This window comes from Helicobacter sp. 219-2, from assembly GCF_030053225.1.
GTDB lineage: Bacteria > Campylobacterota > Campylobacteria > Campylobacterales > Helicobacteraceae > Helicobacter > Helicobacter pylori_C.
Map to the genome: position 1 here is coordinate 258,320 of NZ_JASGBS010000001.1, position 19,773 is coordinate 278,092.

The window sequence follows — 19,773 nt, forward strand, 5'->3', positions numbered from 1 at the left end:
TTGAATAAGGTAAAATGAAACCAAAATAAGCCTATAAAAAAGGGGAAATCATGGCACTTGAAGTGGTTTTATGGGATTTTGATGGCGTGATTTTTGACAGCATGCATTTAAAATATGAAGGGTTTAAGGCGTTGTTTCAAAAGCATGGCAACAAGAATCAAGAAAATTTGAAACAATTTGAAGTTTATCATTATCAAAGCGGGGGGATTTCAAGGGATGAAAAAATCCAATATTTTTATAACGAGATTTTAAAAACCCCTATCGCTCAAGAAGAAGTGGGTGCATTAGCCCTAGAGTTTGGCGCTATTATAGAACAAAAGCTTTTTGATAGGGGGCATTTGAATAGCGAAGTGATGGCGTTTATTGATAAGCATTATAAAAATCATGTTTTCCATATCGCTTCAGCGGCCTTGCATAGCGAATTGCAGGTGTTGTGCGAGTTTTTAGGGATCATTAAATATTTTAAGAGCGTTGAAGGGAGTCCGCCTAATAAACCCAAAATTATCGCTAATATCATTCAAAAATATGCCTATAACCCAAGCCGCATGCTAATGATAGGCGATAGCGTCAATGACTATGAAAGCGCTAAGGCTAATCAAGTGGCGTTTTTGGGCTATAACAGCAAGGTTTTGAAAAATTTAGTGGGTCAAAACGGCTATCAAGGGAAGTATTTGGAGAGCTTTAAAGGGTTTGATTTGCAAAACTTTATAAAAGAGTGAAGCCAACTTTAGCCAAGATTGTCTTTGTGTTGGCTCATATCAATGATGACTTCACAGCGTTCAATCGTGCTTAAGCGGTGGGCGATAACGATTAGGGTTTTATTTTTAGCGATTTGATAGATTTCATCCATGATTTTACTCTCGGTTTCATTGTCTAGGGCTGAAGTGGCTTCATCTAAAACCAAAATTTCAGGGTTATCGTATAAAGCCCTTGCAATGCCTATACGCTGTTTTTGACCGCCGCTAAGCTTAGCACCCCCTTCGCCCACTTGGGTTTTAAGGCCCTCATGTTCGCATAAAAAATCATAAATATGAGCCATTTTGCACACCTTAATCAAGCGTTTTTCATCTATGGCGCTCCCAAAAGCGATATTATCCCCCACAGTGCCATCAAAAAGGTAAATATTTTGGGGGATATAGCCTATTTTTTTACGCCATGAGCGCCTGTTTTCGTTGGTTAAAAGGGTGTTATCAATAAAAATCTCCCCACTTTTAGGGTAGGTAAGCCCCATAATAATATCCGCTAGCGTGGATTTTCCGCACCCGCTATGGCCTATGAGAGCGACTTTTTGACCTTTTTGAATGGTGAGATTAAAATTTTTTAAAACCGGGTGTTTTGACTTATAAGCGAATGAAATGTTTTGAAGAGTGATTTTTTCATTAAAGTCTAAAGGGACTAAATCTTCTTCAACGATGGTTTTAGAAAGGCTTTTAAAAACAATGTTGGTCGCAAGCTGGTTGTAAGCGATTTCATTGTATTGATTCAAAACGCCAGTAACAGAAGGGAGCGTGCGATAAAGCGCTAGAGCATACATAGAAATGGTAGGAAGCACCATTTTAGCTTCGCCGTATTTGAATAAAATGTAAGCGACCGCTAAAATCAACAAACTAAAGCCCACCGTTTCTAATGAATACCTGGGGACTACTTGCAAAGTGGCGTAAATGATCTCGGTGTCATGGGCTTTACGGCTATTTTCTCCAAAAAGCTTGTGGGCTTCTTCGTGATTGTCTTTGAGTTTAGTGATTTTGAAATTGCTGAAAAATTTTGAAAAAACTTTAAGCGTTTGCGCCCTAGATTTTGCCGCTATCTCGCCCTTTTTTTGAATAAGAACGGTGATTTTTTTAGTGATAATAAAAATTTGTATAGAGATGATTAGAGTGAATACAAGCGTTATCTTCCAGTTAGTGATTAATAGCGTGGAATAGAAAAAAACGATCACGGTTAATTCAGTGAGCAAATTCAAAAAAGCGTTAAAGCTCATAAACATGCCCTCTGCTTTATTGTTAATAATATCTCTTAAAGAATCTAAGTTGTGGTTAAGATGGGAGAGGTAGTTGCTTTTAATGTGCTGTAAAAAAAGTTGTTGCTTGATTTGATAAGCTTTCTTATTGGAAAAACGCCCTTTCAAATAAGTGAAAGACACCCCATAAAACATCCTGAATAAATAAATCCCCACCAAGCAAAAACTAAAGAAATACATAAGACGAACGGGAGATGAAAAATGGAAAAAATCATAGACCATTTTCCAATCTTTATCGTCTAAAGCCCTATTGGGATCGGAAGCGAGAGTGATAAAAGGCATTAGGAGGGTTAGGGACATCACTTCCACAAAAGAAGAAAAAACAGCCATCAGCACAAGCAGGAAAAAAACCATTTTTTCCTTGAAAGTGATGAGCATGTAGATTTGCTTTAAAGAGCGCAAAAAGTATTTTAAAGTAGAAATTTTATGTTTTTTTCTTGCCATAATTTAAGTGTCCATAAATTCTTTTATATTATTTAATGAGCTTTGAGCTGTGTTAAGCCAAATTGAGCTAGATTATAGCTAAAATTTTAACCATGCTCTGTGCCATACGAATAATTTAGCTTTCTGTCATCGTTTCTTGACAAGTTAAGTATAAAACTGCTATAATCCCAAGTCTTTAATTTGTTTAATTTGTTGCTGGCTTAGCTCAGTTGGTAGAGCAGCTGCCTTGTAAGCAGCAGGTCGGGGGTTCAAGTCCCTTAGCCAGCTCCAGTTGGAATGTTATTTTGCAAAGTTTTTGGTGAGATACTCAAGTGGCCAACGAGGGCAGACTGTAAATCTGCTGACTATGTCTTCCGTGGTTCGAATCCACGTCTCACCACCATTTTGTTTTATAGATGCGGGAATAGCTCAGTTGGCTAGAGCATCAGCCTTCCAAGCTGAGGGTCGCGGGTTCGAGCCCCGTTTCCCGCTCCATTTTTAGGATAACATTTTAGTTTTTGAGACGCCTATATAGCTCAGAGGCAGAGCACTTCCTTGGTAAGGAAGAGGTCGGCGGTTCAATTCCGCTTATAGGCTCCAGTTTATAATCTCTTGAATGGCGATAAGACAAAAATGTCTTAAATTTTGTGGTAGCATTTAGGAATACTTAGGATTTTGTTTAGTATAATTCTAAAATCCATTTCAAAAAATTAAGGAGAAATACAAATGGCAAAAGAAAAGTTTAATAGAACTAAGCCGCATGTTAATATTGGAACCATTGGGCATGTAGACCATGGTAAAACGACTTTGAGTGCAGCGATTTCAGCGGTGCTTTCTTTGAAAGGTCTTGCAGAAATGAAAGACTATGATAATATTGATAACGCCCCTGAAGAAAAAGAAAGAGGGATCACTATCGCTACTTCTCACATTGAATATGAGACTGAAAACAGACACTATGCGCATGTGGATTGCCCAGGACACGCTGACTATGTAAAAAACATGATCACCGGTGCGGCGCAAATGGACGGAGCGATTTTGGTTGTTTCTGCAGCTGATGGCCCTATGCCTCAAACCAGGGAGCATATCTTATTGTCTCGTCAAGTAGGCGTGCCTCACATCGTTGTTTTCTTAAACAAACAAGACATGGTAGATGACCAAGAATTGTTAGAGTTGGTAGAAATGGAAGTGCGCGAGTTGTTGAGTGCGTATGAATTTCCTGGCGATGACACTCCTATCGTAGCGGGTTCAGCTTTAAGAGCTTTAGAAGAAGCAAAGGCTGGCAATGTGGGTGAATGGGGTGAAAAAGTGCTTAAACTCATGGCTGAAGTGGATGCCTATATCCCTACTCCAGAAAGAGACACCGAAAAAACTTTCTTGATGCCGGTTGAAGATGTGTTCTCTATTGCGGGTAGAGGAACTGTAGTTACAGGCAGGATTGAAAGAGGTGTGGTGAAAGTAGGCGATGAAGTGGAAATCGTTGGTATCAGAGCTACACAAAAAACGACTGTAACCGGTGTAGAAATGTTTAGAAAAGAGTTAGAAAAAGGTGAAGCCGGCGATAATGTGGGCGTGCTTTTGAGAGGAACTAAAAAAGAAGAAGTAGAGCGCGGTATGGTTCTATGCAAACCAGGTTCTATCACTCCGCACAAGAAATTTGAGGGAGAAATTTATGTCCTTTCTAAAGAAGAAGGCGGAAGACACACTCCATTCTTTACCAACTACCGCCCGCAATTCTATGTGCGCACGACTGATGTGACTGGCTCTATCACCCTTCCTGAAGGCGTAGAAATGGTTATGCCTGGCGATAATGTTAAAATCACTGTGGAGTTGATTAGCCCTGTTGCATTGGAATTGGGAACTAAATTTGCGATTCGTGAAGGCGGTAGGACCGTTGGTGCTGGTGTTGTGAGCAATATTATTGAATAATATTAGCAAAAAGAGTCACCATAAAGGGTCATTATGAAAGTTAAAATAGGGTTGAAGTGTTCTGATTGCGAAGACATCAATTACAGCACAACCAAGAACGCTAAAACTAACACTGAAAAACTGGAGCTTAAGAAGTTCTGCCCAAGGGAAAATAAGCACACTCTTCATAAAGAAATCAAATTGAAGAGCTAGCTCTTTCTTTGGTGTTGCAATTTAAAAGGAGGGGAGGTTAGGTCAGTAGCTCCAATGGTAGAGCGTCGGTCTCCAAAACCGGTTGTTGGGGGTTCGAGTCCCTCCTGGCCTGCCATCTACTAATTTATTCTATCAAATTTGTGTTTCAATTGGATTGTTTTTAAATTTTTTAATTTTAGTTTAAGCTATTTTGGATAAAATTGAAAATTCTTTTAATGTATAAATATATTAAGTTTAAGTGAGGGCAAAAAGAAACTATGGATAAATGGCTCATGCAATATAAATTAGCTAGAGAAGAGCTTTCTAAAGTGATATTTCCTATTAAAGAGCAGATACGCAACGCACTTGTTTCTGTTTTGGTGGTGGTGAGTGCTATCACGCTATTTTTAGCTTTGTTGGATTTTTCTCTAGGGGCTTTTGTCTCTAGTGTTCTATAGGTTGGTGGCTTTAAATAAGGAGAATAATGATGGATTGGTATGCCATACAAACTTATTCAGGGAGCGAGCAGTCCGTTAAGAAAGCGATTGAGAATCTAGCGAACGACCATAATATAAGAGATAGGATACAAGAAATTATTGTGCCTACTGAAGATATTATAGAGGTTTCTAAAAAAAGCAAGACGAAAGTAACGGAACGAAGCCTTTATCCTGGGTATGTTTTTATTAAGGTGGATTTAGATACGGTTTTGTGGCATAAGATACAATCTTTGCCAAGAGTGAGCCGTTTTATTGGAGAAAACAAAAAGCCAACCCCATTGAGTGAAGCGGATATTGGGCATATTTTAGAAAAAATGAATAACCGAGCAGCCCCCAAGCCAAAAATCTTTTTTGAGCAAGGCGAAGTGGTGCGTGTGGTGGAAGGTCCTTTTGCGAATTTTACCGCTACGGTGGAAGAGTATGATGTGGAACACCGCAAGCTCAAGCTCAATGTTTCTATTTTTGGTAGGAACACTCCAATAGAGATTTTGCATTCGCAAGTGGAAAAAATTATATAACTTTTTAAGGAGAAAACATGGCTAAAAAAGTAGTCGGAGAAATCAAACTTCAAATTCCTGCCGGTAAGGCAAACCCTTCACCTCCCGTAGGGCCAGCGTTGGGTCAAAGAGGGGTTAATATCATGGAATTTTGTAAGGCTTTTAACGAGAGGACTAAAGACATGGGGAGTTTTAATATCCCAGTCATTATCACGGTTTATCAAGATAAGAGTTTCACCTTTATCACTAAAAAGCCTCCGGTAACCGATTTGATCAAAAAAGCTTCTGGGGTTGAAAAAGGTTCTGACAATCCGCTTAAAAATAAGATTGCAAAGCTCACCCACAAACAAGTGGAAGAGATCGCACAATTGAAAATGGAAGATTTAAACACAAGCACCATGGAAGCGGCCAAAAAAATCGTTATGGGCAGCGCTAGGAGCATGGGCGTAGAAGTTGTGGATTGATTGGGTTTTGTTGGAATTGAAAGAAATTTTTAAGGATTAGAATCGTGGCAAAAAAAGTATTTAAAAGATTGGAAAAACTTTTTTCTAAAATTCAAAACGATAAAGCGTATGGCGTAGAGCAAGGCGTAGAGGTGGTTAAATCCCTCGCTTCAGCCAAATTTGACGAAACCGTGGAAGTAGCGTTAAGACTAGGGGTTGATCCAAGGCATGCAGATCAAATGGTGCGCGGTGCGGTGGTGCTTCCTCATGGAACAGGGAAAAAAGTAAGAGTGGCTGTTTTTGCAAAAGACATTAAGCAAGATGAAGCCAAAAACGCTGGGGCTGATGTCGTTGGCGGAGACGATTTAGCTGAAGAAATCAAAAATGGTCGTATTGATTTTGACATGGTGATCGCAACGCCTGATATGATGGCGGTTGTCGGTAAAGTGGGTAGGATTTTAGGCCCTAAAGGTTTGATGCCAAACCCCAAAACCGGAACCGTTACGATGGATATTGCTAAAGCGGTTAGTAACGCTAAAAGCGGTCAAGTGAATTTCAGGGTGGATAAAAAGGGCAATGTTCATGCCCCTATTGGTAAAGCGAGTTTTCCTGAAGAAAAAATCAAAGAAAACATGCTTGAGTTGGTTAAAACGATCAACCGCCTAAAACCCAGCAGCGCGAAAGGCAAGTATATTAGAAACGCCGCTCTTTCGCTCACCATGTCGCCTTCAGTGAATTTGGACGCACAAGAATTGATGGATATTAAATAGCGTTAGGAGTTTTTAATCTTAGGCTGAAGATCGTAAGAGCTAAAAAGCTTAAAATTTCTTTTTTAAAAAGATAATCTTGCAGAGGTCTAGTCTAGAAAGGAGGAAAAGATGCAAAAACAACATCAAAGGCAGCATAAAGTAGAGCTAGTCGCTAACTTAAAGTTGCAATTTGCAGATGCCAAAGCCCTTTTAATTTGCGATTATAAGGGTCTTAGCGTGAAAAAGTTGGAAGCTTTGAGGAATAAGGCTCGTGCTCAAGGTATTAAAGTGCAAGTGATTAAGAATACTCTTGCTCATATTGCCATGAAAGAGACCGGTTATTCTGATTTGGATTTGAAAGAAACCAATGTGTTTTTGTGGGGCGATGATCAAATCGCTCTTTCTAAGCTCGTGTTTGACTTCCAAAAAGATCACAAAGATCATTTTGTGTTGAAAGCGGGCTTGTTTGATAAAGAAAGCGTTAGCGTAGCTCATGTGGAAGCGGTTTCAAAACTCCCAAGCAAAGAAGAGCTTATGGGAATGTTGCTTTCTGTTTGGACGGCTCCGGCGCGTTATTTTGTGACCGGTTTAGACAATTTGCGTAAAGCGAAAGAAGAAGACTAAGAGCCTATGATGGCTTTAATTAAAAATATTTGAAGGATTGGATTATGGCAATTTCAAAAGAAGAAGTGTTAGAGTATATTGGTTCATTGAGCGTTTTAGAGCTTTCTGAATTGGTTAAAATGTTTGAGGAAAAATTTGGCGTGAGCGCAACTCCAACGGTCGTAGCGGGTGCGGCTGTAGCTGGCGGTGCAGCGGCTGAGAGCGAAGAAAAAACCGAATTTAATGTGATTTTGGCTGATAGCGGTGCTGAAAAAATCAAGGTGATTAAAGTGGTTCGTGAAATCACCGGACTTGGCCTGAAAGAAGCGAAAGACGCTACCGAAAAAACCCCTCATGTGCTTAAAGAGGGCGTGAATAAAGAAGAAGCTGAAAACATCAAGAAGAAACTTGAAGAAGTGGGCGCTAAGGTTGAAGTCAAGTAAGACTTAAAGACAGAAAGGCCTTTGTGCCTTTCTCTGATCTAGCGTGGCAGATGATTTTGCTCCATGATTTTGTTTGTGAGCGTGTGGCCTAAAGTGGTTAGTATTGCAGGTGGGTTTTTGGTATTTTTATCATGGAATGGTTATGAAGTTTAAAGATCCTTTTGCAATGCTTACTTGAATTAATGCATTAAATAACTCAAAATTTTTGTTCAAAGGCTTGAAATATGTCAAAAAAAATTCCCCTAAAAAACCGCTTGAGAGCTGATTTTACAAAAACCCCAACAGATTTAGAAGTCCCTAATTTATTATTATTACAACGAGACAGCTATGATTCTTTCTTGTATTCTAAAGATGGTAAAGAGAGCGGGATTGAAAAGGTTTTTAAATCCATTTTCCCTATCCAAGATGAGCATAACCGCATCACTTTAGAATACGTAGGCTGTGAATTTGGCAAGTCTAAATACACTGTTAGAGAAGCGATGGAAAGGGGCATTACCTATTCTATCCCGCTTAAAATTAAAGTGCGCTTGATCTTGTGGGAAAAAGATACCAAAAGTGGCGAAAAGAACGGCATTAAGGATATTAAAGAACAAAGCATTTTCATTCGTGAGATCCCTTTGATGACGGAACGCACTTCATTTATTATCAATGGGGTGGAGCGCGTGGTTGTCAATCAACTCCACAGAAGCCCCGGTGTGATTTTCAAAGAAGAAGAGTCCAGCACTTCTTTAAACAAGCTCATTTACACAGGGCAAATCATCCCTGATAGGGGTTCGTGGTTGTATTTTGAATACGATTCTAAAGATGTTTTATACGCTCGTATCAACAAACGCCGTAAAGTGCCTGTGACTATTTTATTCAGGGCGATGGATTATCAAAAACAAGACATTATCAAAATGTTCTACCCGCTTGTTAAAGTGCGTTATGAAAACGATAAATATTTGATTCCGTTTGCTTCATTAGACGCCAATCAAAGAATGGAATTTGACTTGAAAGATCCTCAAGGCAAGGTTATTCTTTTAGCGGGTAAAAAGCTCACTTCAAGAAAGATTAAAGAGCTTAAAGAAAACCATTTAGAATGGGTGGAATACCCTATGGATATTTTACTCAATCGTCATTTAGCTGAGCCGGTTATGGTAGGGAAAGAAGTCTTATTGGACATGCTCACTCAGCTAGATAAAAACAGATTAGAAAAAATCCACGATTTAGGCGTGCAAGAATTTGTGATCATCAACGATCTAGCGTTAGGGCATGACGCTTCCATTATCCATTCTTTTTCAGCCGATTCTGAGTCTTTGAAATTACTCAAGCAAACTGAAAAAATTGATGATGAAAACGCTCTAGCGGCGATTCGTATCCATAAGGTTATGAAGCCAGGCGATCCTGTTACGACTGAAGTGGCTAAGCAGTTTGTCAAAAAACTTTTCTTTGATCCTGAACGCTATGATTTGACCATGGTTGGCCGTATGAAAATGAATCACAAGTTAGGCTTGCATGTGCCTGATTACATTACGACTTTAACGCATGAAGATATTATCACCACCGTTAAATACCTCATGAAGATCAAAAACAATCAGGGCAAGATTGATGACAGGGACCACTTGGGTAATCGTAGGATCAGGGCGGTAGGGGAATTACTAGCCAATGAATTGCATTCAGGCTTAGTGAAAATGCAAAAGACCATTAAAGACAAGCTCACTACCATGAGCGGGACTTTTGATTCGCTCATGCCCCATGACTTGGTCAATTCTAAAATGATCACAAGCACCATCATGGAGTTTTTCATGGGTGGTCAGCTCTCGCAATTCATGGATCAAACTAACCCCTTGAGTGAGGTTACGCACAAACGCCGCCTTTCAGCGCTCGGTGAAGGGGGATTGGTGAAAGACAGGGTAGGGTTTGAAGCTAGGGATGTGCACCCCACGCATTATGGCCGAATTTGTCCCATTGAAACCCCAGAAGGTCAAAATATTGGTTTGATCAACACCCTTTCCACTTTCACAAGAGTGAATGATTTAGGCTTTATTGAAGCCCCTTATAAAAAGGTTGTAGATGGTAAGGTAGTGGGTGAGACGATTTATTTGACCGCTATTCAAGAAGACAGCCACATCATCGCTCCTGCAAGCACCCCCATTGATGAAGAGGGCAATATTTTAGGCGATTTGATTGAAACGCGCGTGGAAGGCGAGATTATTTTAAACGAAAAAAGCAAAGTAACCTTAATGGATTTAAGCTCTAGCATGCTAGTAGGGGTCGCCGCATCGCTCATTCCTTTCTTAGAGCATGATGACGCCAACCGCGCCTTAATGGGGACTAACATGCAGCGCCAAGCGGTGCCGTTATTAAGAAGCGATGCTCCCATTGTAGGCACAGGGATTGAAAAAATTATCGCTAGGGATTCTTGGGGAGCGATCAAAGCCAATCGTGCAGGCGTTGTAGAAAAAATTGATTCTAAAAATATTTATATTTTAGGCGAAGGCAAAGAAGAAGCCTATATTGATGCGTATTCTTTGCAAAAAAACTTGCGCACCAACCAAAACACCAGTTTCAATCAAATCCCTATTGTTAAAGTGGGCGATAAAGTGGAAGCCGGGCAAATCATCGCTGATGGCCCTAGCATGGATAGAGGCGAGTTGGCGTTAGGGAAAAATGTGCGCGTGGCGTTCATGCCTTGGAATGGCTATAACTTTGAAGACGCCATCGTGGTGAGTGAGCGCATCACTAAAGATGATATTTTCACTTCCACCCACATTTATGAAAAAGAAGTGGATGCTAGGGAGCTTAAGCATGGCGTGGAAGAATTTACCGCTGATATTCCTGATGTGAAAGAAGAAGCGCTCGCTCATCTTGATGAAAGCGGGATCGTTAAAGTTGGCACTTATGTGAGCGCTGGCATGATTTTAGTGGGTAAGACTTCTCCTAAAGGCGAGATTAAAAGCACGCCTGAAGAGCGGCTTTTAAGGGCTATTTTTGGGGATAAAGCCGGGCATGTGGTCAATAAGAGTTTGTATTGCCCTCCAAGTTTGGAAGGCACGGTGATTGATGTGAAAGTCTTCACTAAAAAAGGTTATGAGAAAGACGCGCGGGTTTTGAGCGCGTATGAAGAAGAAAAAGCCAAGCTTGATATGGAGCATTTTGACCGCTTGACCATGCTCAATAGAGAAGAATTGTTGCGCGTTAGCTCGCTCCTTTCTCAAGCGATTTTAGAAGAGCCTTTCAGCCATAATGGTAAGGATTATAAAGAAGGCGATCAAATCCCTAAAGAAGAAATCGCTTCAATCAACCGCTTCACTTTGGCTAGTTTGGTGAAAAAGTATTCTAAAGAAGTGCAAAACCACTATGAAATCACTAAAAATAATTTCTTAGAGCAAAAAAAAGTTTTGGGCGAAGAGCATGAAGAAAAGCTTTCTATTTTAGAAAAAGATGATATTTTGCCTAATGGCGTGATCAAAAAAGTCAAGCTCTATATCGCTACAAAACGAAAGCTTAAAGTGGGCGATAAAATGGCAGGAAGGCATGGGAATAAAGGGATTGTGTCTAATATCGTGCCGGTTGCGGATATGCCTTATACCGCTGATGGCGAGCCTGTAGATATTGTCTTAAACCCTTTAGGCGTGCCAAGCCGCATGAACATTGGGCAGATTTTAGAAATGCATTTAGGCTTAGTGGGGAAAGAATTTGGGAAGCAAATCGCTAACATGCTAGAGGATAAAACCAAAGATTTTGCCAAAGAATTGCGCACTAAAATGCTAGAAATCGCTAACGCTATTAATGAAAAAGACCCCTTGACAATCCATGTTCTTGAGAGTTGTTCTGATGAAGAGCTTTTGGAATACGCTAAAGATTGGAGCAAGGGCGTTAAGATGGCTATCCCTGTGTTTGAAGGCATCTCGCAAGAAAAATTTTATAAGCTATTTGAATTAGCCAAGATCGCTATGGATGGCAAAATGGATCTGTATGACGGGCGCACAGGCGAAAAAATGAGGGAGCGCGTGAATGTGGGCTACATGTATATGATCAAACTCCACCATTTAGTGGATGAAAAAGTCCATGCCAGAAGCACGGGCCCTTATAGCTTGGTAACGCACCAGCCTGTTGGGGGTAAAGCGCTCTTTGGGGGTCAAAGATTTGGGGAAATGGAAGTGTGGGCGCTAGAAGCTTATGGCGCGGCGCACACTCTAAAAGAAATGCTCACCATTAAATCCGATGATATTAGAGGCAGAGAGAACGCTTATAGGGCTATCGCTAAAGGTGAGCAAGTGGGCGAGAGTGAAATCCCTGAGACTTTTTATGTCTTGACTAAAGAATTGCAATCGCTCGCTTTGGATATTAATATTTTTGGGGACGATGTGGATGAGGATGGAGCGCCTAAACCCATTGTCATTAAAGAAGATGACAGGCCTAAAGACTTTAGCTCTTTCCAGCTCACTCTAGCCAGCCCTGAAAAAATCCATTCTTGGAGTTATGGGGAAGTCAAAAAGCCAGAAACGATCAATTATCGCACCCTAAAACCTGAACGAGACGGCTTGTTTTGCATGAAAATCTTTGGCCCCACTAAAGATTATGAATGCTTGTGCGGTAAATACAAAAAACCTCGCTTCAAAGACATTGGCGCATGCGAAAAATGCGGCGTGGCGATCACGCACTCCAAAGTCAGGCGTTTTAGAATGGGGCATATTGAATTAGCCACTCCTGTAGCGCATATTTGGTATGTCAATTCCTTGCCTAGCCGTATCGGCACGCTTTTAGGCGTTAAGATGAAAGACTTAGAGCGCGTGTTGTATTATGAAGCTTATATCGTTAAAGAGCCAGGCGAAGCCGCTTATGACAATGAAGGCACTAAGCTTGTGATGAAATACGATATTTTGAATGAAGAGCAGTATCAAAATATCTCACGAAGATACGAAGACAGGGGATTTGTAGCGCAAATGGGCGGTGAAGCGATCAAGGATTTGCTAGAAGAAATTGATTTGATCGCCTTATTGCAGAGTTTGAAAGAAGAAGTGAAAGACACCAATTCCGATGCGAAAAAGAAAAAACTCATTAAGCGTTTGAAAGTGGTAGAAAGCTTTTTAAATTCTGGTAACAGGCCTGAATGGATGATGCTCACGGTGTTACCAGTATTGCCACCGGATTTAAGGCCTTTAGTCGCGTTAGATGGCGGGAAGTTTGCGGTCAGCGATGTGAATGAATTGTATCGTTGTGTCATCAATCGTAACCAACGCTTGAAACGCCTAATGGAGCTTGGGGCTCCAGAAATCATTGTGCGCAATGAAAAAAGGATGTTGCAAGAAGCCGTGGATGTGCTTTTTGATAACGGCCGCAGCACCAATGCGGTTAAAGGGGCTAACAAACGCCCTTTAAAATCGCTCAGTGAAATCATTAAAGGCAAGCAAGGGCGTTTCAGGCAAAACCTTTTAGGCAAGCGCGTGGATTTTTCAGGCAGAAGCGTGATTGTGGTTGGGCCAAACCTCAAGATGGACGAGTGCGGATTGCCTAAAAACATGGCGTTAGAACTCTTCAAACCGCATTTGTTATCCAAGCTTGAAGAGAGAGGCTATGCCACCACGCTCAAACAGGCTAAACGCATGATTGAGCAAAAAAGCAATGAAGTGTGGGAGTGTTTGCAAGAAATCACAGAGGGGTATCCGGTGCTACTCAACCGCGCTCCTACCTTGCACAAGCAATCCATTCAAGCGTTCCATCCAAAGCTTATTGACGGCAAAGCGATCCAATTGCATCCGTTAGTGTGTTCAGCGTTCAACGCCGATTTTGATGGGGATCAAATGGCGGTGCATGTGCCTTTAAGCCAGGAAGCGATCGCTGAATGCAAGGTGCTGATGCTAAGCTCTATGAATATCCTTCTGCCCGCTAGCGGTAAAGCCGTAGCCATTCCTAGCCAGGATATGGTTTTAGGGCTTTATTATCTTTCTTTAGAAAAGAGCGGGGTCAAGGGCGAGCATAAACTTTTTTCTAGCGTGAATGAAATCATCACCGCTATTGATACGAAAGAATTAGACATCCACGCAAAGATTAGGGTTTTAGATCAAGGGAATATTATCGCTACGAGCGTGGGGCGCATGATCATTAAGTCCATTTTGCCTGATTTTATCCCTACTGATTTGTGGAACAGACCCATGAAGAAAAAAGATATTGGCGTGCTTGTGGACTATGTGCATAAAGTCGGTGGTATCGGTATTACCGCAACCTTTTTGGATAATTTAAAAACGCTTGGCTTTAGGTATGCGACTAAGGCTGGTATTTCTATCTCTATGGAGGATATTATCACGCCAAAAGACAAGCAAAAAATGGTGGAAAAAGCCAAAGTAGAGGTTAAAAAAATCCAGCAACAATACGATCAAGGGTTGCTCACTGACCAAGAGCGTTACAATAAGATCATTGACACTTGGACTGAAGTCAATGACAAAATGAGTAAAGAAATGATGAGCGCTATCGCGCAAGATAAAGAGGGCTTTAACTCTATTTATATGATGGCAGATAGTGGTGCAAGGGGTAGCGCGGCGCAAATCCGTCAGCTTTCAGCGATGAGGGGTCTTATGACAAAGCCGGACGGCAGCATCATTGAAACGCCCATTATTTCTAACTTTAAAGAGGGGTTGAATGTCTTAGAATACTTTAACTCCACGCATGGCGCTAGAAAGGGATTAGCGGATACAGCGTTAAAAACAGCCAATGCGGGGTATTTGACAAGAAAACTCATTGATGTTTCGCAAAATGTCAAGGTGGTGTCTGATGATTGCGGCACGCATGAAGGGATTGAAATCACGGATATTGCGGTGGGGAGTGAGCTGATTGAACCTTTAGAAGAGCGTATTTTTGGGCGCGTTTTATTAGAAGATGTGATCGATCCCATTACGAATGAAATCTTGCTTTATGCGGACACTTTGATTGATGAAGAGGGCGCTAAAAAGGTGGTTGAAGCTGGGATTAAATCCATTACGATCCGCACCCCAGTAACTTGTAAAGCGCCAAAGGGCGTGTGCGCGAAATGCTATGGTTTGAATTTGGGCGAAGGCAAGATGAGTTATCCGGGTGAAGCGGTGGGCGTGGTAGCTGCGCAATCTATCGGGGAGCCTGGAACTCAGCTCACTTTAAGGACTTTCCATGTGGGCGGGACAGCGAGCAGGAGTCAGGATGAGCGCGAAATTGTAGCGAACAAAGAAGGTTTTGTGCGTTTCTACAACCTTAGGACTTACACGAATAAAGAGGGTAAAAACATTATCGCTAACCGCCGTAACGCTTCTATTTTAGTGGTAGAGCCTAAGATTAAAGCGCCTTTTGATGGGGAATTACGCATTGAAACGGTCTATGAAGAAGTCGTTGTGAGCGTGAAAAATGGCGAGCAAGAAGCTAAATTTGTTTTAAGAAGAAGCGATATTGTCAAGCCAAGCGAATTGGCCGGCGTTGGCGGTAAGATTGAGGGGAAAGTGTATTTGCCTTATGCTAGTGGGCATAAGGTGCATAAGGGGGGAAGTATCGCTGATATTATCCAAGAGGGTTGGAATGTGCCTAATCGCATCCCTTATGCGAGCGAATTGCTAGTCAAGGATAATGACCCTATTGCACAAGATGTGTATGCCAAAGAAAAAGGCGCAATCAAATACTATGTTTTAGAGGCCAATCATTTAGAGCGCACCCATGGGATCAAAAAGGGCGATATTGTGAGCGAAAAAGGCTTGTTTGCGGTGATAGCTGATGATAATGGTAGGGAAGCCGCTCGCCATTATATCGCTAGGGGTTCTGAGATCTTGATTGATGATAATAGTGAAGTGGGCGCTAATAGCGTGATTTCTAAACCCACGACTAACACTTTCAAAACGATTGCCACATGGGATCCTTACAACACCCCTATCATTGCGGACTTTAAAGGTAAGGTGGGTTTTGTGGATATTATCGCAGGGGTTACGGTCGCTGAAAAAGAAGACGAAAATACCGGTATCACAAGCTTAGTGGTGAATGATTACATTCCAAGCGGATACAAACCAAGCTTGTTTTTAGAGGGGGCTAATGGCGAAGAAGTGCGTTATTTCCTAGAGCCAAAAACTTCTATCGCTATTAGCGATGGCGTTAGCGTGGAACAGGCCGAAGTGTTAGCGAAAATCCCTAAAGCGACCGTTAAATCTAGGGATATTACCGGGGGTCTCCCAAGGGTTTCTGAACTCTTTGAAGCGAGAAAACCCAAGCCTAAAGACATGGCGATCCTTTCTGAAGTTGATGGGATTGTGAGTTTTGGCAAACCCATTCGCAATAAAGAACACATCATCGTCACTTCTAAAGATGGCCGTTCCATGGATTATTTTGTGGATAAAGGCAAGCAAATTTTAGTGCATGCCGATGAATTTGTGCATGCGGGAGAAGCGATGACGGACGGAGTGGTTTCAAGCCATGATATTTTAAGGATCAGCGGCGAAAAAGAGCTTTATAAATACATTGTGAGCGAAGTCCAGCAAGTGTATCGCAGGCAAGGGGTAAGCATTGCGGACAAGCACATTGAAATCATTGTTTCTCAAATGCTAAGGCAAGTGCGTATTTTAGACAGCGGGGATAGCAAGTTTATTGAAGGGGATTTAGTCAGTAAAAAACTCTTCAAAGAAGAAAACGCTCGTGTGATCGCTTTAAAAGGCGAGCCAGCGATTGCTGAACCGGTGCTTTTAGGGATCACTAGAGCGGCTATTGGGAGCGATAGCATCATCTCAGCGGCCTCTTTCCAAGAAACGACTAAAGTTTTAACAGAAGCCAGTATCGCTATGAAAAAAGACTTTTTGGAAGATTTGAAAGAGAATGTGGTGTTGGGGAGGATGATCCCTGTGGGAACGGGCATGTATAAGAATAAAAAAATCGTGCTAAGAACGCTTGAAGATGACCATGAATTTTGACAAAAAAATCGGTTAAGATTTTTAAAAGAAAAATTAGGGTAAAATGGGGGAACTTTTAGTTTTAAATTTTTAGAATAAGGAAAAATAGTGCCTACTATCAATCAGTTGATTAGAAAAGAAAGGAAAAAGGTGGTTAAAAAAACGAAATCACCTGCATTAGTGGAATGCCCTCAAAGAAGAGGGGTTTGTACTAGGGTTTATACGACTACCCCTAAAAAGCCTAACTCGGCTTTAAGAAAGGTCGCTAAGGTCCGTTTGACCAGTAAATTTGAAGTGATCAGTTACATCCCTGGTGAAGGGCATAACTTGCAAGAGCACTCCATTGTGTTAGTGCGTGGGGGTAGGGTTAAGGATTTACCCGGTGTGAAATACCACATCGTTCGTGGCGCTTTAGACACTGCAGGGGTCAATAAAAGAACGGTTTCACGCTCTAAATACGGGACTAAAAAAGCTAAAGCAACCGACAAAAAAGCAACAGACAGCAAGAAAAAATAAGAGGAAAACAAAAACATGAGAAGAAGAAAAGCACCCGTTAGGGAGGTTTTGGGCGATCCTGTTTATGGGAACAAAGTGGTTACTAAGTTTATCAATAAGATGATGTTCGACGGCAAGAAAAGCGTAGCGGAAAAAATCATCTACAAAGCTTTTAATAAGATTGAAGAAAAAAGCGGTGAAAAAGGGATTGAAGTGTTTGAAAAAGCCCTAGAAAGAGTGCGTCCTTTAGTGGAAGTGCGCAGCAGAAGAGTGGGTGGGGCTACCTATCAAGTGCCCGTAGAAGTGAGAGCGAGCCGTCAGCAGTCGCTATCTATTCGTTGGATTTTAGAAGCGACCAGAAAACGCAATGAAAGAATGATGGTGGATAGATTGGCTAACGAGCTTATGGATGCGGCTAGTGATAAGGGTGCGGCTTTTAAGAAAAAAGAAGATGTGCATAAAATGGCAGAAGCGAATAAAGCGTTCGCGCACTATCGCTGGTAATTGGAGTTAGAATGGCTAGAAAAACCCCATTAAATAGGATTAGGAATATCGGTATCGCCGCTCACATTGATGCCGGAAAAACCACCACTTCTGAAAGGATTTTATTCTATACAGGCGTGAGCCATAAGATTGGCGAGGTGCATGACGGCGCGGCGACAATGGATTGGATGGAGCAAGAAAAAGAAAGAGGGATCACCATCACTTCTGCGGCAACGACTTGCTTTTGGAAGGATCACCAAATCAATTTGATTGACACTCCAGGGCATGTGGATTTCACTATTGAAGTGGAGCGATCCATGCGCGTGCTAGATGGTGCGGTTTCGGTGTTTTGCTCGGTTGGGGGCGTGCAACCTCAAAGCGAGACCGTGTGGCGTCAAGCGAATAAATACGGCGTGCCTAGGATTGTTTTTGTCAATAAAATGGATAGGATTGGGGCGAATTTCTATAATGTAGAAAACCAGATTAAGCTTCGCTTGAAAGCTAATCCTGTGCCTATTAATATCCCTATTGGGGCTGAAGACACTTTCATTGGCGTGATTGATTTAGTCCAAATGAAAGCGATTGTTTGGAATAATGAAACCATGGGAGCCAAATACGATGTGGAAGAAATCCCTAGCGATTTGTTAGAAAAGGCTAAACAATACCGAGAAAAGCTTGTAGAAGCCGTAGCCGAGCAAGATGAAGCCTTGATGGAAAAGTATTTGGGCGGTGAAGAATTGAGTGTTGAAGAAATCAAAAAAGGCATTAAAACAGGTTGTTTGAACATGAGCCTTGTCCCTATGCTTTGTGGTTCTTCTTTTAAAAATAAAGGTGTGCAGACTTTATTGGATGCAGTCATTGATTACTTGCCAGCGCCTACGGAGGTTGTGGATATTAAGGGGATTGATCCAAAAACTGAAGAAGAAGTTTTTGTGAAATCCAGCGATGATGGCGAGTTTGCCGGTTTGGCGTTTAAAATCATGACGGATCCTTTTGTGGGCCAGCTCACTTTTGTGCGCGTGTATCGTGGCAATCTAGAGTCCGGTAGCTATGTGTATAACTCCACCAAAGACAAAAAAGAGCGCGTGGGAAGACTCCTTAAAATGCACTCCAATAAGAGAGAAGATATTAAAGAGGTTTATGCGGGCGAGATTTGTGCGTTTGTGGGCTTAAAAGACACGCTAACTGGGGACACGCTTTGCGATGAAAAAAATGCGGTTGTTCTAGAGAGGATGGAATTTCCTGAGCCAGTCATTCACATCGCTGTGGAGCCTAAAACCAAAGCAGACCAAGAAAAAATGGGCGTGGCGTTAGGTAAGCTTGCTGAAGAAGATCCAAGCTTTAGGGTGATGACTCAAGAAGAAACCGGGCAAACTCTCATTGGTGGCATGGGTGAATTGCACCTAGAAATCATCGTGGATAGATTGAAGAGAGAATTTAAGGTGGAAGCTGAAATCGGTCAGCCGCAAGTCGCCTTTAGAGAGACTATCCGCTCAAGCGTGAGCAAAGAGCATAAATACGCTAAGCAAAGCGGTGGTCGTGGGCAATACGGGCATGTGTTTATCAAGCTTGAGCCTAAAGAGCCTGGCAGTGGGTATGAATTTGTGAATGAAATTTCTGGGGGCGTGATCCCTAAAGAATATATCCCTGCGGTGGATAAGGGCATCCAAGAAGCGATGCAAAATGGCGTTTTGGCAGGCTATCCGGTGGTGGATTTTAAAGTTACCCTTTATGATGGGAGCTACCATGATGTGGATTCTTCAGAAATGGCGTTTAAAATCGCTGGCTCTATGGCGTTTAAAGAAGCGAGTCGTGCGGCTAACCCGGTTTTACTAGAGCCTATGATGAAAGTGGAAGTGGAAGTCCCTGAAGAATACATGGGCGATGTGATTGGCGATTTGAATAGAAGAAGAGGGCAAATCAATTCTATGGACGACCGATTAGGCTTGAAAATCGTGAATGCTTTTGTGCCGTTGGTGGAAATGTTTGGTTATTCTACGGATTTACGATCAGCCACTCAAGGGCGTGGGACTTACTCCATGGAGTTTGATCATTATGGCGAAGTGCCTAGCAATATCGCTAAGGAAATTGTAGAAAAACGCAAAGGCTGATTTTATCATAACGCTCTCTTGTGAGAGAGTGTTGTA

14 protein-coding genes and 5 tRNA genes are annotated in these 19,773 nt (G+C 41.7%); 18 read left to right on the forward strand and 1 reads right to left on the reverse strand.

Translation table 11 applies throughout. The features are described from left to right. Window positions 1-50: 50 nt before the first annotated feature. Window positions 51-719, forward strand: a complete 669-nt coding sequence (locus P6280_RS01395; protein ID WP_283236785.1) for an HAD family hydrolase — start codon at window positions 51-53, stop codon at window positions 717-719. Between the two features lie 8 nt (window positions 720-727). On the opposite strand, the gene P6280_RS01400 is transcribed toward P6280_RS01395, so the two are convergent. Then, on the reverse strand, window positions 728-2,464 hold the full coding sequence (locus P6280_RS01400) for an ABC transporter ATP-binding protein/permease (RefSeq protein ID WP_015645912.1): 1,737 nt from the start codon (window positions 2,462-2,464) through the stop codon (window positions 728-730). A gap of 194 nt (window positions 2,465-2,658) precedes the next feature. Between P6280_RS01400 and P6280_RS01405 the strand changes: the two genes are divergently transcribed. The 17 genes from P6280_RS01405 to fusA all read left to right on the forward strand — a co-directional run bounded on the left by P6280_RS01405 (window position 2,659) and on the right by fusA (window position 19,737). Next, window positions 2,659-2,734, forward strand: a tRNA-Thr gene (locus tag P6280_RS01405). 27 nt (window positions 2,735-2,761) lie between these two features. Further along, window positions 2,762-2,846, forward strand: a tRNA-Tyr gene (locus tag P6280_RS01410). Window positions 2,847-2,861: 15 nt separating this feature from the next. Then, window positions 2,862-2,938 (forward strand) — tRNA-Gly (locus P6280_RS01415). A 30-nt stretch (window positions 2,939-2,968) separates the two neighbouring features. After that, window positions 2,969-3,043 (forward strand) — tRNA-Thr (locus tag P6280_RS01420). Window positions 3,044-3,169: 126 nt separating this feature from the next. Then, window positions 3,170-4,369, forward strand: a complete 1,200-nt coding sequence (gene tuf, locus P6280_RS01425; RefSeq protein ID WP_001040578.1) for an elongation factor Tu — start codon at window positions 3,170-3,172, stop codon at window positions 4,367-4,369. Window positions 4,370-4,402: 33 nt separating this feature from the next. After that, window positions 4,403-4,561, forward strand: a complete 159-nt coding sequence (gene rpmG / locus P6280_RS01430; RefSeq protein ID WP_000865159.1) for a 50S ribosomal protein L33 — start codon at window positions 4,403-4,405, stop codon at window positions 4,559-4,561. A gap of 39 nt (window positions 4,562-4,600) precedes the next feature. Then, window positions 4,601-4,676 (forward strand) — tRNA-Trp (locus tag P6280_RS01435). 142 nt (window positions 4,677-4,818) lie between these two features. Then, window positions 4,819-4,998 carry a preprotein translocase subunit SecE gene (gene secE, locus P6280_RS01440; RefSeq protein ID WP_000362125.1) on the forward strand — a complete coding sequence of 60 codons (180 nt, stop codon included), beginning with the start codon at window positions 4,819-4,821 and terminating at the stop codon, window positions 4,996-4,998. Between the two features lie 29 nt (window positions 4,999-5,027). Further along, window positions 5,028-5,555, forward strand: coding sequence for a transcription termination/antitermination protein NusG (gene nusG, locus P6280_RS01445; protein WP_001846772.1), 528 nt, complete (start codon window positions 5,028-5,030; stop codon window positions 5,553-5,555). A gap of 17 nt (window positions 5,556-5,572) precedes the next feature. Then, the gene (rplK, locus tag P6280_RS01450) at window positions 5,573-5,998 is read left to right on the forward strand and encodes a 50S ribosomal protein L11 (protein WP_001085997.1); all 426 of its coding nucleotides are present in this window, start codon (window positions 5,573-5,575) and stop codon (window positions 5,996-5,998) included. A gap of 44 nt (window positions 5,999-6,042) precedes the next feature. Beyond that, window positions 6,043-6,747, forward strand: coding sequence for a 50S ribosomal protein L1 (rplA, locus tag P6280_RS01455; RefSeq protein WP_001085838.1), 705 nt, complete (start codon window positions 6,043-6,045; stop codon window positions 6,745-6,747). Window positions 6,748-6,855: 108 nt separating this feature from the next. Beyond that, a complete protein-coding gene (rplJ, locus tag P6280_RS01460) occupies window positions 6,856-7,350 on the forward strand; it encodes a 50S ribosomal protein L10 (protein WP_283236786.1) in 495 nt (164 codons plus the stop codon). A 44-nt stretch (window positions 7,351-7,394) separates the two neighbouring features. Beyond that, window positions 7,395-7,772, forward strand: coding sequence for a 50S ribosomal protein L7/L12 (gene rplL, locus P6280_RS01465; RefSeq protein WP_033122779.1), 378 nt, complete (start codon window positions 7,395-7,397; stop codon window positions 7,770-7,772). A gap of 224 nt (window positions 7,773-7,996) precedes the next feature. Then, a complete protein-coding gene (locus P6280_RS01470) occupies window positions 7,997-16,669 on the forward strand; it encodes a DNA-directed RNA polymerase subunit beta/beta' (RefSeq protein WP_283236787.1) in 8,673 nt (2,890 codons plus the stop codon). Window positions 16,670-16,756: 87 nt separating this feature from the next. After that, the gene (gene rpsL, locus P6280_RS01475) at window positions 16,757-17,164 is read left to right on the forward strand and encodes a 30S ribosomal protein S12 (RefSeq protein WP_001142322.1); all 408 of its coding nucleotides are present in this window, start codon (window positions 16,757-16,759) and stop codon (window positions 17,162-17,164) included. A gap of 15 nt (window positions 17,165-17,179) precedes the next feature. Then, window positions 17,180-17,647: a 30S ribosomal protein S7 gene (gene rpsG / locus P6280_RS01480; RefSeq protein ID WP_001254357.1), complete on the forward strand. Its 468-nt coding sequence runs from the start codon at window positions 17,180-17,182 to the stop codon at window positions 17,645-17,647. A gap of 11 nt (window positions 17,648-17,658) precedes the next feature. Continuing rightward, window positions 17,659-19,737 carry an elongation factor G gene (gene fusA, locus P6280_RS01485; RefSeq protein WP_000101843.1) on the forward strand — a complete coding sequence of 693 codons (2,079 nt, stop codon included), beginning with the start codon at window positions 17,659-17,661 and terminating at the stop codon, window positions 19,735-19,737. The last annotated feature ends 36 nt before the right edge of the window (window positions 19,738-19,773 follow it).

Excerpts from the sequence above, each read along its gene's own strand:
- fusA (WP_000101843.1), top strand. The coding sequence starts at position 17,659 with ATGGCTAGAAAAACCCCATTAAATAGGATTAGGAATATCGGTATCGCC.
- P6280_RS01470 (WP_283236787.1), top strand. The coding sequence starts at position 7,997 with ATGTCAAAAAAAATTCCCCTAAAAAACCGCTTGAGAGCTGATTTTACA.
- tuf (WP_001040578.1), top strand. The coding sequence starts at position 3,170 with ATGGCAAAAGAAAAGTTTAATAGAACTAAGCCGCATGTTAATATTGGA.
- rpsG (WP_001254357.1), top strand. The coding sequence starts at position 17,180 with ATGAGAAGAAGAAAAGCACCCGTTAGGGAGGTTTTGGGCGATCCTGTT.
- rplK (WP_001085997.1), top strand. The coding sequence starts at position 5,573 with ATGGCTAAAAAAGTAGTCGGAGAAATCAAACTTCAAATTCCTGCCGGT.
- P6280_RS01395 (WP_283236785.1), top strand. The coding sequence starts at position 51 with ATGGCACTTGAAGTGGTTTTATGGGATTTTGATGGCGTGATTTTTGAC.
- rplJ (WP_283236786.1), top strand. The coding sequence starts at position 6,856 with ATGCAAAAACAACATCAAAGGCAGCATAAAGTAGAGCTAGTCGCTAAC.
- secE (WP_000362125.1), top strand. The coding sequence starts at position 4,819 with ATGGATAAATGGCTCATGCAATATAAATTAGCTAGAGAAGAGCTTTCT.
- rpmG (WP_000865159.1), top strand. The coding sequence starts at position 4,403 with ATGAAAGTTAAAATAGGGTTGAAGTGTTCTGATTGCGAAGACATCAAT.
- P6280_RS01400 (WP_015645912.1), bottom strand. The coding sequence starts at position 2,464 with ATGGCAAGAAAAAAACATAAAATTTCTACTTTAAAATACTTTTTGCGC.
- nusG (WP_001846772.1), top strand. The coding sequence starts at position 5,028 with ATGGATTGGTATGCCATACAAACTTATTCAGGGAGCGAGCAGTCCGTT.
- rplL (WP_033122779.1), top strand. The coding sequence starts at position 7,395 with ATGGCAATTTCAAAAGAAGAAGTGTTAGAGTATATTGGTTCATTGAGC.